Here is a 14626-nt window from a genome sequence, read left to right as displayed (position 1 = left end):
AACGCATTTTGAATTGAATGACATCGTATTGAGGATCGTATGACTGTCGAAGCCCAGAAAGAAACATTAGGTTTTCAGACTGAAGTAAAGCAACTGCTTCACCTGATGATTCATTCCCTGTATTCCAACCGTGAAATTTTCCTGCGCGAACTGGTGTCCAACTCTTCCGACGCGGCCGACAAACTGCGCTTTGAAGCCCTGCACAATGGCAGCCTGCTGGAATCTGACCCGAATCTGGATATCCGCATCAGCTTCGATAAGGATGCCAAAACCGTCACCATCGCTGACAACGGCATTGGTATGGACCGCGAAGGCGTGATTGCTCATCTGGGTACCATTGCCAAGTCCGGCACTGCCGATTTCCTGAAGAACCTGACCGGCGACCAGAAAAAAGACTCCCAGCTGATTGGTCAGTTTGGTGTGGGTTTCTACTCGGCTTTCATCGTTGCTGACAAGGTTACCGTTGAAACCCGTAAAGCCGATGTCGCTGCTGGCGAAGCGGTTCGCTGGGTGTCCGACGGTTCCGGCGAGTTCACCGTAGAGACTATCGAGAAAGAAAAGCGCGGTACCAGTATTATTCTGCACCTGAAGCCGGAAGCAGAAGAGTTTGCCGATGGCTGGCGTCTGCGCAATATCATTCGCAAATACTCTGACCATATCTCCCTGCCTATCCTGATGCTGAAAGAAGAAGCACCGGCTGCAGAAGGCGAAGAAGAGAAGCAGGAAAACAAAGCGCCAGAGTGGGAAACTGTAAACACTGCCAAGGCGCTGTGGACCCGTTCCCGTTCCGACATTTCTGACGAAGAATACAAAGAGTTCTACAAACACATCAGTCACGATTTTACTGATCCGATGAAGTGGAGTCATAACCGCGTGGAAGGCAAGCTGGAATACAACAGCCTGCTGTTTATCCCGGCCAAGGCACCGTTTGATCTGTATAACCGTGACATGCAGAAAGGTCTGAAACTCTACGTTCAGCGTGTTTACATCATGGATCAGGCCGATGAGTTCCTGCCCATGTACCTGCGCTTTATCAAGGGTGTGGTGGATTCTAACGATCTGTCTCTGAACGTTTCCCGTGAGATTCTGCAGAAAGATCCGGCGGTGGACAGCATGAAAACAGCACTGACCAAGCGTGTGCTGGATATGCTGGAAAAAATGACGAAGAAAGAGCCGGAACAGTATGCCGAATTCTGGGTTGAGTTTGGTCAGGTACTGAAAGAAGGCCCTGCTGAAGACTTTGCTAACCGTGAAAAAGTCGCCAAACTGCTGCGTTTTGCCACCACCGAGAGCGAAGGCGCAACTCAGGATCAGAGTCTGGAAGGCTATATTTCCCGCATGAAGGAAGGTCAGGACAAGATCTACTACATCACTGCAGACACGCACAATGCTGCGGCGAACAGTCCGCATCTGGAAGTGTTCCGTAAGAAGGGTGTGGAAGTGCTGCTGCTGTCCGATCGTGTGGACGAATGGCTGATGTCCCACATGCAGGAATTCGATGGCAAGCAGTTTGCCGATATTGCCCGTGGCGATCTGGATCTGGGGACTCTGGACAACGAAGATGACAAGAAAGCTCTGGAAGAGAGTGCCAAGGAAAAAGAAGACCTGCTGAAGCGTATCAAGGATGCACTGGGTGACAGTGTTGAAGAAGTGCGCGTGACCCACCGTCTGACTGACTCTCCGGCCTGCCTGGTGGTAGGACAGTTCGACATGGGAGCGCAGATGCGTCGCATTATGGAAGCAGCGGGTCAGGATGTACCTGAGAGCAAGCCGATCTTTGAGATCAATCCCGAGCACCCGCTGATTACCCGTCTGGATCAGGAAAGCGACGAAGACCGTTTTGTTGACCTGAGCAAGGTGGTGTTTGATCAGGCGAGTCTGGCCGCTGGTGGGCAGCTGGATGACCCGGCTTCTTACGTTCAGCGCCTGAACAAGTTGTTGCTGGAAATGGCTGAGTAAAGCCTTCTGGTTTGATGCATCCCGTAGGTTGGGACGAGCGGAACGCGACTCCCAACACGGTGACTCACAACATGGCACATACGGGTTGCTTTCATGTAACCTTGTCAGCTGGCTCACCGTGTTGGGAGGTCGCTTCGCTCGTCCCAACCTACAGTAAGTACACTTTTCTTTTAGTAGTGGTAGGGGAATTTTGAAAAGTCTTTTGGACGTTTCTCAAGGAAAGAATCCCTGCCTTCCTGCGCTTCATCGGTTCCATACGCCAGTCGTGTCGCTTCACCGGCAAACAGTTGCTGGCCCACCATGCCATCATCCGTAAGGTTCAGGCCGTACTTCATCATTCGCAGAGCGGTTGGTGATTTTTCGCCGATAATCTTTGCCCATTCCAAAGCTACGTTTTCCAGCTCGGCGTGGGGAACGACTTTGTTGACCATGCCCATATCGGCGGCGTCCTGAGCCGAGTAGTCGAGTCCCAGAAAGAAAATTTCCCGCGCTTTTTTCTGTCCGACCATTTTGGCAAGGTACGCAGAACCATAGCCGGAGTCGAAGCTGGCGACATCCAGATCAGTCTGTTTGAACACGGCATGCTCTTCAGATGCAATGGTCAGGTCGCACACCACATGAAGGCTGTGACCGCCACCTGCCGCCCAGCCCGGAACCACTGCCATCACTACTTTGGGCATAAAGCGAATCAGCCGTTGAACTTCCAGAATATGCAGTCGTCCGAGTTTGGCCGGGTCTATTTCATCGGCAGGCATGCCTTCGTATTTGTAACCGTCTCTGCCGCGAATACGCTGATCGCCGCCAGAACAAAACGCCCAGCCTCCGTCTTTGGCTGATGGGCCATTGCCGGTAATGATAACAACGCCGACATCGCTGGAGATGCGGGCATGTTCCAGCGCACGATACAGTTCATCAACGGTTTTCGGGCGAAAGGCATTGCGGCATTCAGGGCGGTTAAACGCGATGCGAACCGTTCCCTGATCCTTTGCCCGGTGGTAGGTGATGTCTTCAAAGTCAAACCCTTTGACTTCAATCCATCGCTGCGGATCAAAAATTTCAGAAACCATAGTAAAACTCCATCTTGGCTATATTACCTGTGCTCTTTTCATTTGGGTGAGAACAGGTAATGAAAACGGATGGCGCATCATATAGCCATTGGCGCTATTTAAAAACCACTTTAAGAGCATTGCAGGTTAGTGCTTTTAGACCAGTGCAATTTTTAACCATTACTTTAAATTGGCGACATAATTATTTGAATAATATGCAATAAAGGATACACACCCTTTTGAAGTTCAAGTGCAAGTTGCTTTCGCTGATACTTTCCATGCCTTTTACTGCCGGGCATAACGGTCAGGCTCGTGCTGCTACTCCCAATGTCTATCATACATCGTCTCTGCTTGGCCTTTCTGCTCTTGTGACGTTGAGAAAACAGGATCTGCGATCACTGATACAACAAGAAGACGGGAATGATGGGAATAGACAAGAAGATCTTCCTCCCTGGCAGCGATCTCTTCCACCGGGTTTTTTACGCCTGTCTGAAAGAGACAGAGATGTACAAAGGATTCAGGATTTCTTTCGACCAGCGCTTGCTCAGGAAGTTAATGTTGAGCCTGAGGCTGTTCATCGATAAGTGCGGCCTAATAGAATGGTTCGTTTTCAGGTGTCCAGAGTCGAAGAAAACCCTGACGTTCATCAAGAGATTCACACGGCTGCCCATAATAGCGATGATGGTTTTGCTGATCAGAGCAGTAGTGACAGTGAAGATGAAGAACCACAGTCCAGTCGAACGTTGGGTCGTTATGCTGGTCTGGAATTCCTCCGGCTAAGGCAATGGGCGGCACGGGAAAACCTGCAGAACCGTCATGCAGACTCCAGAGCTGTCAGTGATGACGAAGATAATGATCTCAGTAGTGAGCACTGGACCATTACGGTCGGCGTTGGACACCGGCGTCCTTGCATGCCCAGGGACGGATTTGGTGAAGAGTTGCGACGCCGTAACTGTAAGTCGAGGACTGTAGAGCATCAGTCAGATGAGGAAAGCAGTGGCTACAGCACAGGCATAGATAGTGATGCTGATGAAGAAAATGATTTGTCACAACCACTCCTCCTTGAGGGGGAAGAGTCTGATATATCTCAAGGCCTTCCGGAAGTTTCTGAGCAGGAGCTTCAGAATACATCGGAGCCATCTGAAGATACGGACGATGAAGAGCTAATGGCATTGAGCCATTTGATTTCTGAACAACTCAGAGAAATTACAGAAGCCTTGGACCGGCTTGAAGCCAATAACCAAGGCCAAACCAGAGATGTTATCGATGAGCTTGAAGAGGGTGCTTTAAGGCATTTCTTTTCAGAAAGAGTGGGCCAGGATTCGGACGTTATAAATGAGCTTGAGCCAGAGGTTTTAACCCGCTTATTTACGCCTTCGGTTGGCAGACATGCTCGTGCAGTTGCTCAGGAAGGCGGTGTGCTAGACCCAACAGACCGATCAACGTTTGTGATTTTGTTCGACCGGGTTATGGATTCATTTCTTGATACTTATCGCTTCCATATTCCGCAGGTCAGATTGAACCTTCTGAATATGGCCATGAACAACCATCGTGTGGACCCGTACTCCGTTGATAATGTGCACCTCCTTCATCGAGAGGTGATCAGGATGCTCAAAGATCTGGCAGAGCGAAGCCGGATAGGGAATGAATCCCAAATACTGATAGGCGAAGAGAGCGAGTTTCAGGAGCATAGTGAAACTATCGGGTTGATGATGACGCTTCTGGAAGACAGTGTGTTCCGGACTGAAGAGTTTGAGCTTAAGAAAAAGCTGAAAAAAGATTTGCAGGGTTTTGGTAACCCCGGCGAGGAGGCTCTTTACCGGGTGCAGGCAGGGCTTAGGGTCGGTGGGGGGCCATCGGTTCCCGGGGCTGCCAGTGCTATTTTGACCGGGTATCTTGGAGCCACACGCCATGACTGGTATGTCACCACCGATACTGCAAAGCTCCTGTTTCAGATTAAAAAAGGTGTCATTGTCGGTGCTGACTTTTCCCTTGATACAATCAGTGGCGCAGTCAAGGCAGCGTTCAGGGGGGGGGTGTTTGCGGGTGAAATTGACGGAAAACTCTTCAACAATGTGAATGATTTCATTCAACATAGTTGGCATAAGTATGACTCGATGCTGCAGTTTTTGATATTTGAGGGAGAGCAGGAAATGGCAGGGTGGCATAAGAGCAGACTACTACTGCAGCTCCGAATTCAAGCCTTGCGAGATTCCATCATAGCCACAGCAGCAGGTTGGAGGTAAGATCTCATAGGAACTTAATAACCGTCAAGTGTCGTATCTTGCTAATTCGCCCATTACCCGTTGTCACTGCCTTTCTGGATGCTTTGAATGATTCGCTCAAGTCCATCAATTCCTCTGCGCAGTTGAGTAGATCCCAGAAAGTGGCACTGGGCGTTTTTATCATGGGAATCGTGGTAACTAAAACTATTAACTGGGCTGCTTTTGAGCGCAGAAGCTTAGGCAGATTCAAAGCGACCCGTCTGTGCTGGATGTTTTATCAAGCAGAAATTGCATGGCAAAGCCTGCTACAGGCCAGCGTCAGAAATATTCTTCTACGCTATGGAATACAAAGTGGAACCCTTGCTATCGACGATACAGGAAAAAAGCGCACTAAAAGGACTTCAAAAATCGACGGTGCCCATAAGATAAAAGACAAATCAACAGGTGGTTATTTTAATGGGCAGGAACTGGTGTTTATGGTGCTCGTTACTGAAGTAGCTACCTTTCCAGTAGGGTTTCGCTTTTATATTCCTGACCCTGAGTTATCTGCATGGAGGAAGAAAGACAAGGCGCTCAGGAAGCAAGGCATTCAGAAAAAAGAACGACCGAACCGTCCTGAGCCAGATCATGTTCGTTACCCCACCATGCAGTCGTTGACGCTGGTTATGCTGCAAGAATTTGTTGATTCGTTTCCCAACATTACGATCAAAGCAATTCTCGCTGATGCACTGTATGGCACAGGAGACTTTATGGATAAGGCTGCGGAAATAACAGGCGGAGCCCAGGTTGTCAGCCAACTGCGCTCGAATCAGAAAGTATCCAACCGAAACCACTCGGAAGCGACTCTCAAAGCTTACTTTTCGCGCCAGAAAGGCGCTGAAACTCAACTCATAATACGCGGTGGCAAAGAAGAGCAGGTCACGATGCTGGCTGCTCGGCTGTATGTTAAGGCTCATGGGAAAAGACGTTTTGTTATTGCCCTGAAGTATGAGGGTGAAGAGGATTATCGCTATCTGGTGGCTTCAGATATGTCATGGCGGCATACCGACATAGCCAGGATTTACACCTTGAGGTGGTTGGTCGAGGTTTTCATTCAAGACTGGAAAGCTCATTGTGGCTGGAACAGGTTGAGCAAACAGCAAGGTGCTGACGGATCGCAGCGCGGCGTGATCCTGAGCCTGCTGTGCGAACACATGCTGTTACTGCACCCTGAGCAATTCGTCCTACTGAAAAACAAACAGGCCGGAATGCCCGCAGGCTGTCTGATCGAACGCCTCAATGCAGAAGCCTTGCTTGCTACGGTGAAATCAGTGGTTGAATCGGAAGATCCAGATACCGAGCTTAAGGCTCTGGCCTTAGCCTTAGAGCATACTTTGCCCAAGCGGGAGTCGAGCAGGCATATGGCTGGTAGAGACCTGGGAGAACAAAAGGCAACTGACTCACTCAAAGCACACGCCCGGAAGTTTAAACTTTTAGATGCAGCTTAGAATCGAGATAAATACGTTACTTGTTTAGGTAAAACTGCAGCATCGAGTATGAGGTTTTCAAGCTGTATCGCAATCCGGTAAAAGCCCTGAAGCGTTTGTTGAATGGAACATTGCAGGCGAAGCCTAACCATCGGCGTATAGGCAAAGAGGTCAATCAGTTACACGGGCGCCTGGTTAAGGAGGGCGTTCTGGATCCCGGGGTTCGATTTGTTTACAGAAACCCGGAAAGTGCGATCGTTAATCCACCGTATCTTGCCATTAAACGCAGGATTCTGGAAGGTCAGCTCGGAGGGACGGTAGCTGGAGGTTTGGGGGCTTTCAGTGCCGGAGCGGCTTTTGATGGCTATAAACTGGTTTGGGGTAACGACTATGTTCGTTTTGATACTTTACTGAACCGGTTGAATCCAAAGCCCGAAAATGAATCAGAGGATGAAATCAAGAGAATACTTAAACAAGCCTCGAATGATCTGAATTATCTTGCAGACGAACAGGCACTGAACCTGTCGTTTCCAACATCTGAATTCCCTCCTGAAATACTGAACTTACTTGCACGCCGATATCCCAATGATTTTTTGTGTTCCCGGAGTGGGCAAGTCACAGAGCTATGCATCGGGCAGTTGCTGCAACGCTTATCGCTTGTCGCTCGCCAGTTTCGAGAACGGAAAGAAGCTGCTTCCATTGGAGAGCAGTTTAAGCAAAATGAAGCATCAGCGATAGACAATGCAATACCTTTTTCATGGAACCAGCTCGAGCAGTACGACTCTGGCTTTGAGTCGCAGCATTCAAATGTTGCGCTTTTCATTCAAGTTCTCATGAAGGCAAACTTTGAAGAGTTTAATAAAGTTCAGATGGAGTACCTGAATAATGAAAAATCGAAGTATGTTAAAGAGGTAATGAAAAGACGCAAGGCCAGATCCATTGGCGAACTTCAAAGAAAAATGCTGGTGGCGGCTTTGTGGCTGGTTCGGCAATACAAGTCCCTTAACCATCTTGAAGGCAAGCATCTGCCAGAGTGGATGAACTCTATTTTAATCGCAATGCAGACCAATCATTTCCAGCTCTCACAACATCAGTACAAAAAACATATGCTGACAAAATGCGTAAAAAAAGGCAGAACGGTCTGGAATACCGGGGTGGGCAGGGCGCAGTTTTCTCTGGGGGAGGCGTCAGTTCTGGTAAGGGAAATAGAAGACGAAAACCACTGTAATCCAGACTCGGATGGTACCTTCATTCTGGCTGCATTCCGCTTCACCTTAACGGGCCATATCAACCTTAATGAAAATCTTGTTAACGTGGAGGAGTTTTACGATTATCTAGGCGATGTATTGGGTCGCCGTGTGGTCGATGGTGAAAGTATTAATATCAACCTTGATCCCGGAGCTGCGAACGGTGTTCTCAATCAGTTCAGTGAGCACTACAAAGTCGAGATATTTATGGTGAAAGACGAGAATGGCAACTATCGCGTTCAGTATATTCGCCACTATCGTGGAGAGGAGTATGCGTTAAGAACTGCTGCAAGCCTGCCAACCAGTAAACTGGGTATTGTGTTTGGTGTTGCTACAGCGGCGGACGCGCTGAGGTACAAGGCGCTTAAAGAGCGCTGGGGGAACAATACGTTGACCTATTTATATGGCCTTGCTCATGGCTTGATTATGGGAGGTCGTACTGAAGATCTGCATAAATGGTGTCAGGAAACGGATCATCGGGTTTCCCTGGTTCAGATGATGGTGGGAATTCTGGATACCCGCTCAAATATCCATAATGAATTTATTGAGCGGCTGATGCTCATCTACCCGGGATATGACTGGAAGGCTCTTTTGTTTGACGAGAAAGAAAATGCAGAGTTACCAGATGGTGTTCCTGAAGCGCCTTTCCGTTGGGTCTCATCATTCAGGAAGGTTGCCTCACTTTATGGGAAGTACAAACAATCAGTGTCAGAGCATAGGCTTGCTGAAGCGAGATTCGGGAAATACAAAGAAAATTTGGTGAGGCATTATCAGACTGACGAGGCTGTAGAAGGCGTGCTGGAATACTTGAAAAAAGACTATGACTATTATTTGCCAACAACGTTTGAGGGATATGAATATACGGAGCGTTTTGGTCCCGAACCTTATCGTTAAGAGCCGGGAAGAAGGCCATGAATCTTCTTCCCGAGCTGTTCTGAAAAAATCAGGCAATCCTGGAAGAATGCTCTTTCGCGTAAATCGCCAGACCACCCTGCGACGTTTCACGGTACTTGGCCTGCAAGTCCAGGCCGGTGCGGTACATGGTTTCAACGCAGCTGTCGAGGGACACGGCATGGTTACCGTCACCACGCATAGCCAGACGGGCTGCTGTGATGGCCTTGATAGCGGCCATGCCATTTCGTTCGATACATGGAATCTGTACCAGACCGGCAATCGGGTCACAGGTCATGCCCAGATGGTGTTCCATGCCGATTTCAGCAGCATTCTCAACCTGATCAATGGTGCCACCCTGAACCGCAACCAGCGCGCCAGCGGCCATGGAACAGGCTGAACCGACTTCTGCCTGACAGCCTGCCTCTGCACCGGAAATGGTGGCATTCATTTTGATGATGGCGCCAATGGCAGCCGCCGTAGCCAGGAACTCGCGAATACCCGCCTGATTGTTACGGGAAATAAACCGTGAGTAGTAGGCAATGACAGCAGGGATAACGCCAGCAGCACCATTGGTAGGGGCTGTGACAACACGACCACCACAGGCGTTTTCTTCGTTCACGGACATGGCGAACAGGGTGACCCAGTCCATAATGGCAAAGTGGTCGTTCAGCATGACTTCCGGGTTTGCCGTCAGGGTGTTGTGCAGGTCAAATGAACGACGTTTGATACCGGACATGGGCAGTTTGCCTTCCATGCGCAGGCCCCGCTCGATGCAGTTGCGCATGACATCCCAGATGGCATCAATTTTTTCATTAACAATGTTAATGTCGCCGTTGTTACGGGCTTTTTCGTTTTCAATGACCAGCTCGGCAATGCTCAGGTTGTTGGCCTTGCACAGCTTGATCAGTTCAGCGGCATTGCGGAACGGGTAGGGGATACTGGATTCCTTGGAATCGTCAGTTTGTTCATCATTGGTGGATGCTGCCGGTTTATTGAATTCATCGGCGCAGACGATAAAACCACCGCCAATGGACAGGTAGGTTTTGTAGTAGACGACAATGCCATTTTCATCGGCAGCAAAAATGCGCATGGCATTGGGATGTTCAGGCAGCGTTTCACCATTGTGGAAAATCAGCTGAGTGTCGTAGTCGAAAGCAATTTCGTGTTCACCCGCCAGCTTGATTTTCTTGCTGGTTTTGATGGCTTCAAAGGCTTTATCCGCTTCATCAGGATCAATGGTGTCAGGCTGGTAACCCGCCAGACCCAGCAGGGAGGCTTTGTCGGTACCGTGTCCGACGCCGGTCAGCGCGAGGGAGCCGTAAAGACCGACGCGTACCGAAGCAATGCTGCCCAAAATGCCTTTTTCTTTCAGTTCATTCAGAAAGCGATGTCCAGCCCACATGGGGCCAACGGTGTGAGAGCTGGATGGGCCGATTCCGATTTTGAAGATGTCAAAAATACTAAGCATGCCGTCTCTACAGTGATGTTGGGTTAACTGAATACAGTTGCAGAAATGTAACGATTTCTTTCAAGCGATTCTGGCAGCTATTGCCAGATGAAAAAATACCGGAGGAAGGTAGACTTCCTCCGGTTTTCCGAAGCGTTCAACGTTGTTTATAAGTAGCTGCGTTGTCAGCTATTCACAGAGTTACAGGAAGAACTCGGCGGTGATGAAGCCAGAGATGGCAATGACACCCATCAGTAAGGTAAACAGGTTGATCTTTGCATCGTACTTGCGCATAGCAGGTACTTTCTTGGTGGCGTATACCGGCAGGATAAACAGGATCATTGCCAGGATCGGAGCAACCAGTGCTTCAATCATGCCCATAACCGACACGTTCATGTAAGCCACGGCCCAAACAGACAGGATGATGAAGGCGATGATGCCCATATCAACCGTTTTCATGTTCACGGTTTTGCCTTCGCGCTTGGCTTTGTTGACGATCATGCCCTGCAGACCTTCGCGGGTACCCATGTAGTGACCGAAGAAGGAAGAAGAGATGGCAACGATGGCAACAATCTGGGCCATCCAGCCAAAGATGGCATTATCAGTACGCTGGGCGAAGACGGACATGATCGGCAGGTTCGCTTCTTTGGCAGCAATCAGCTCGGCCGGAGACAGAGTCAGTACACAGCTGTAAACAAAGAACATGGTGAAACCAACCAGCAGCATGGTGGTGCGCTTCAGGGTACGACTGGCGTGTGCTTCTGCGTCATTGCCCAGATCCTTGCGGTAAGAGGAAGCAAAGGAGGACACGGCAGGTGAGTGGTTGAACGCGAATACCAGTACCGGAATGGTCAGGAATACGGTGCTCAGGAAGTCACCCATGGAGATGGACGCTTCAAACTGTGCCATGTTCCACTGAGGAATCAGGTACACGGAAGTACCGAACAGTACCACGATCAGCGGGTAAACCATGGTGTTGGTAATTTTCAGAACGGTTTTCTGACCGGTCACCATGACGCCAACCAGCGCAGAGACCAGAACCAGACTCAGAATGGCGCGGTTTGGCTCGGCCATACCCAGCTGGTTCACCATCAGGGAGCTGACGGTGTTGGTGATGCCGATGCCGTAAATCAGCAGAATCGGGTAGATGGAAGCGAAGTAGCCCAGGGTAATCAGGGAACCGGCTTTTTCACCAAAATGTTCGGTAACGGTCTGGGTAATATCAGCGTTAGGGTTTTTGGAGGAGAGACACAGACGGGTCAGGCCGCGATGCGCCAGAAAAGTCATTGGACCAATGATGACGGTCATCAGAATCAGTGGCCAGATACCACCCAGACCGGCGTTGATGGGCAGGAACAATACACCGGCACCAATGGCGGTGCCGAACAGCGCCAGCATCCATTCTGTGTCGCGTTTGCTGCCCGCTTTGCTTTGAGCGCCCGTTTGTGACGAGGTTAATACTTCTGCGTGTGCCATATGCTCTTATCTCCTCCGTAGAAACAGATTCAGGAGCGGTTAAAAATTGATTTGATGGGGCGAACTGTACAGAAATTGTTCTTCGATTGTATTGATGGAGATTAGGGTGATTAATCTTTGATCTGTGTTATGATTTGCGACGGTTTGAATGGGTTCTTTTGTTTACGTTGTTTGCTTAGCTGATGTTCGTATTATTTCGTTTATTAAATGATCGGCTGCGTACTTTTGGTGTTGTGATCTGTTGATACCTATTAAGAGTTAATCTGTTTAAATCATTGTTCGAAAATAATTATCAAGATTTTCTATTTAATCTTCAGTATTGCGTAAAAAAATTTCAGTAATTTGCCGCTTTTCTTTCTTTTGCCATCAGAGTTTTGCTGTTTCTTTCTGATGCGTCTCATTGTGGGTAGCTACCTCGACTACATTGGTAATCTGGTACTGAGTTTTCGAAGGTGTAATCGGGTGAGAGTAAATGATTCTTTTTTGTGGCTGCTGTTCCTTTCTATATTTTTACTACCTCTGAAAGCAAAAACAGACGTTACCCATATCCATTTTATTGTCAATCTAACCAGTAATCATGGTCATAGTGAAAGGGTTTGGAGTCGGCTACATGGGAAGATATCCCAACGTTTCGGATCGACTCAAACGCCTGCACAGTCCGGTGAAATTAATCAAACCACTCCGACTTTTTCAGTAGAGCGAACAGATGGTTCGGGAAGTGCGACATCGCATGCAGCGGGTGCATACACTGAATGGCTTGCAGTGAATACGTCAAATCAAGAAAGCCAATTACTGATCGTTGCTGTGGGGGGGATGGAAGTGTCCATGAAGTGGTGCAATCACTTGCGAATCAGCCCCGAGTAGTGTTCGGTGTTATTCCGACTGGAACGGGTAATGACATAGCCAGAACATTAGGGATTGAAAGTGTTGATCATGCTTTGGAGACATTAGTTAATGGTGTAGAAACTCCTTTTGGTGCGTATGAAATCAGCGGTATTGATGGAGATTCTAATCGAGAGATCACAAGATACGCGGTTGATGAGTTAGATCTTGGATTAACCACTGAGGCGACCCGAATCAAGAACGGGCATGATAATGTTTCACGTAGAAACTGCCTGCTTTCCTTATGGTGGACCCCACTGTCAAGACAGTAAACCAACAAATTTAAGTTAAGTCCTGGCAGTGGTCCAAAGCCCTCATGCAAAGTGAATTGCCTTAGGCGTTTTATAACTCAACGACTGGTGTAATCGTTCAGTGTTGTAAAACTCAAAGTATTCATCCAGCCCAGTATAAAGCTCTGGAACAGTCTGAAATTCATGCGTGTACAGCCATTCATGTTTGACGGAGCGCCACAGCCTCTCGACAAAAATGTTATCCAGTGCTCGCCCTTTCCCGTCCATGCTGATACGTATTTCCCGTTCCTGAAGAGGTGCCAGAAAATCATTACTGGTAAACTGACACCCTTGGTCAGTGTTGAATATATCAGGTTCACCTTGTTCCAAAGCTCGACCCAGCGCATGAATACAGAAGTCTGCATCCAGTGTGTTCGACAGCTCCCAGCTGACCACGTAACGGCTGTACCAGTCAATAATGGCAACCAGATACATAAACCCCTGAGGCATCGGGCAGTACGTAATATCAGTACTCCAGACCTGATTGGGTCTCACAATATCAACGCCGTTCAACAAGTACGGGTAAACCTTATGCTCTTTGTTTCTCAGGCTTGTGCCCGGTTTTGGTCCGACAGCCTGTATGCCCATCAGCCTCATAAGTCGCTGTATACGCTTCCTGTTGACCGGAAAGCCCTGCTCATTCAGCCATGCAGTTATCTTACGACTGCCGTAAAACGGTGTACGTGTATACTGCTCATCAATGAGCCTCATCAGATTCAGATTCTCAGGGCTTTCCAAAGCTGGAGAAGCTTGGTAATACCAGCTTGACCTGCTTAACCCAACCAGTTCACATTGGCGCTGAATGCTGATCTTCGAGTGATCCGGGTCTATGCATCTCCGTTTGTCATCAATGGACATTGCCAGATTTTTTTTTCAACCAGTCCAGCTCCATTTTAAGCCGTCCGATCTCCTGATACAGGGGGGCAGTGAGCGCATCTGGATCTACCTCTGGCCGTGCCCTGCCGAAGACTTCTGGAACCCCCTGGAGTAGCTGTCGCTTCCACTGGCTAACCTGAACGGCTGCAACTTCGTGTTCGCTTGCCAGCTGGTTTATGGTCTTTTCGCCCTTGTAGGCTTCGAGTGCTACCTGTGCCTTAAATTCGGGCTTATGTCGTTTTCTTTTTGCTGTCATGATTCCCTCCTGCAGGGTCATCTTACAGCCAGAAAACTTAACTTAGCTACCTGTCCAGTTTATGGGGTCCATCATACCTGCCTGCCAAGGTGTCAGACAGCAATATCGGCTGCGCATCAGTGGCAAGCACCAACGATGAGTTGTTTTTTGGATGACGAGCTATACAACTTTCCACTAAATGTTTTTGTTGCTGGAACGGGTGAAACGTGTGGAGGAGGGCTTAGGTTGTTCAATGGTATGAGCCCACAAAATCAGCAGGGTTTTCTTAGGTACAGTAATGACAGCTCAAGTAGTTTCCGGAATCTTATACGGATGCAACTGCAAAGTTGGTTTGATCGTTCAGGTTTAAAACAGAAAGAATTCAAAAAGCTGATTGTATACTCTGCAAATAATCAGATAGGGGCAAACATTCAGATTGATGGTGAGGTTTTTCGTATGAATTACCCTATTCAAGCAGAGTGGAAACCTGAGTTGTTTCGGTTCATGAGTGCACGTACACCGCAAGAGGCTAATAAAGATCAAGAAAGACTAATGGAGCAGTAGGGTAAAAGCAGATCAGGCA

11 protein-coding genes are annotated in these 14626 nt (G+C 48.6%); 7 read left to right on the top strand and 4 right to left on the bottom strand.

The annotated features are described in order from the left end of the window. The first annotated feature begins 39 nt into the window (after positions 1 to 39). Positions 40 to 1959, top strand: coding sequence for a molecular chaperone HtpG (gene htpG / locus EZMO1_RS13510; RefSeq protein ID WP_034872847.1), 1920 nt, complete (start codon positions 40 to 42; stop codon positions 1957 to 1959). Positions 1960 to 2129: 170 nt separating this feature from the next. Here htpG and EZMO1_RS13505 read toward each other — a convergent pair whose 3' ends face one another. Next, on the bottom strand, positions 2130 to 3026 hold the full coding sequence (locus EZMO1_RS13505; protein ID WP_034872848.1) for a 1,4-dihydroxy-2-naphthoyl-CoA synthase: 897 nt from the start codon (positions 3024 to 3026) through the stop codon (positions 2130 to 2132). Positions 3027 to 3262: 236 nt separating this feature from the next. Between EZMO1_RS13505 and EZMO1_RS13500 the strand changes: the two genes are divergently transcribed. The 4 genes from EZMO1_RS13500 (at position 3263) to EZMO1_RS13485 (ending at position 8837) form a co-directional block, all read left to right on the top strand. After that, a complete protein-coding gene (locus EZMO1_RS13500; RefSeq protein ID WP_222842111.1) occupies positions 3263 to 3589 on the top strand; it encodes a hypothetical protein in 327 nt (108 codons plus the stop codon). A 15-nt stretch (positions 3590 to 3604) separates the two neighbouring features. Then, complete coding sequence (locus EZMO1_RS13495) at positions 3605 to 5251, top strand: hypothetical protein (protein WP_034872852.1); 1647 nt, start codon at positions 3605 to 3607, stop codon at positions 5249 to 5251. Positions 5252 to 5289: 38 nt separating this feature from the next. After that, complete coding sequence (locus EZMO1_RS13490) at positions 5290 to 6717, top strand: transposase (protein ID WP_145912468.1); 1428 nt, start codon at positions 5290 to 5292, stop codon at positions 6715 to 6717. A 95-nt stretch (positions 6718 to 6812) separates the two neighbouring features. Next, positions 6813 to 8837, top strand: a complete 2025-nt coding sequence (locus tag EZMO1_RS13485) for a hypothetical protein (protein ID WP_222842110.1) — start codon at positions 6813 to 6815, stop codon at positions 8835 to 8837. A 49-nt stretch (positions 8838 to 8886) separates the two neighbouring features. Here the strand turns inward: EZMO1_RS13485 and EZMO1_RS13480 are convergent, their stop codons facing one another. Beyond that, the gene (locus EZMO1_RS13480) at positions 8887 to 10305 is read right to left on the bottom strand and encodes an L-serine ammonia-lyase (protein ID WP_034872856.1); all 1419 of its coding nucleotides are present in this window, start codon (positions 10303 to 10305) and stop codon (positions 8887 to 8889) included. A 180-nt stretch (positions 10306 to 10485) separates the two neighbouring features. Then, complete coding sequence (locus tag EZMO1_RS13475; RefSeq protein WP_034872858.1) at positions 10486 to 11760, bottom strand: aromatic amino acid transport family protein; 1275 nt, start codon at positions 11758 to 11760, stop codon at positions 10486 to 10488. Positions 11761 to 12512: 752 nt separating this feature from the next. Between EZMO1_RS13475 and EZMO1_RS13465 the strand changes: the two genes are divergently transcribed. Beyond that, positions 12513 to 12914: a diacylglycerol/lipid kinase family protein gene (locus tag EZMO1_RS13465; protein ID WP_082211579.1), complete on the top strand. Its 402-nt coding sequence runs from the start codon at positions 12513 to 12515 to the stop codon at positions 12912 to 12914. Between the two features lie 42 nt (positions 12915 to 12956). Here the strand turns inward: EZMO1_RS13465 and EZMO1_RS13460 are convergent. After that, positions 12957 to 14064 (bottom strand): IS3 family transposase gene (locus EZMO1_RS13460; protein ID WP_145912435.1). Its coding sequence is split into 2 segments (ribosomal slippage): positions 12957 to 13797 and positions 13796 to 14064, totalling 1110 coding nucleotides; the frame shifts between segments, so codons are not numbered across the junction. 147 nt (positions 14065 to 14211) lie between these two features. Here EZMO1_RS13460 and EZMO1_RS27315 point away from each other — a divergent pair. Further along, positions 14212 to 14607, top strand: a complete 396-nt coding sequence (locus tag EZMO1_RS27315; protein WP_145912596.1) for a hypothetical protein — start codon at positions 14212 to 14214, stop codon at positions 14605 to 14607. Positions 14608 to 14626 lie beyond the last annotated feature (19 nt).

Origin of the sequence: Endozoicomonas montiporae CL-33 (genome assembly GCF_001583435.1) — a bacterium.
Taxonomy (GTDB): Bacteria; Pseudomonadota; Gammaproteobacteria; order Pseudomonadales; family Endozoicomonadaceae; genus Endozoicomonas_A; species Endozoicomonas_A montiporae.
This window is presented reverse-complemented; position numbering and strand designations above follow the sequence as displayed.

Excerpts from the sequence above, each read along its gene's own strand:
- EZMO1_RS13505 (WP_034872848.1), bottom strand. The coding sequence starts at position 3,026 with ATGGTTTCTGAAATTTTTGATCCGCAGCGATGGATTGAAGTCAAAGGG.
- htpG (WP_034872847.1), top strand. The coding sequence starts at position 40 with ATGACTGTCGAAGCCCAGAAAGAAACATTAGGTTTTCAGACTGAAGTA.
- EZMO1_RS13475 (WP_034872858.1), bottom strand. The coding sequence starts at position 11,760 with ATGGCACACGCAGAAGTATTAACCTCGTCACAAACGGGCGCTCAAAGC.
- EZMO1_RS13495 (WP_034872852.1), top strand. The coding sequence starts at position 3,605 with ATGGTTCGTTTTCAGGTGTCCAGAGTCGAAGAAAACCCTGACGTTCAT.
- EZMO1_RS13465 (WP_082211579.1), top strand. The coding sequence starts at position 12,513 with ATGGCTTGCAGTGAATACGTCAAATCAAGAAAGCCAATTACTGATCGT.
- EZMO1_RS13480 (WP_034872856.1), bottom strand. The coding sequence starts at position 10,305 with ATGCTTAGTATTTTTGACATCTTCAAAATCGGAATCGGCCCATCCAGC.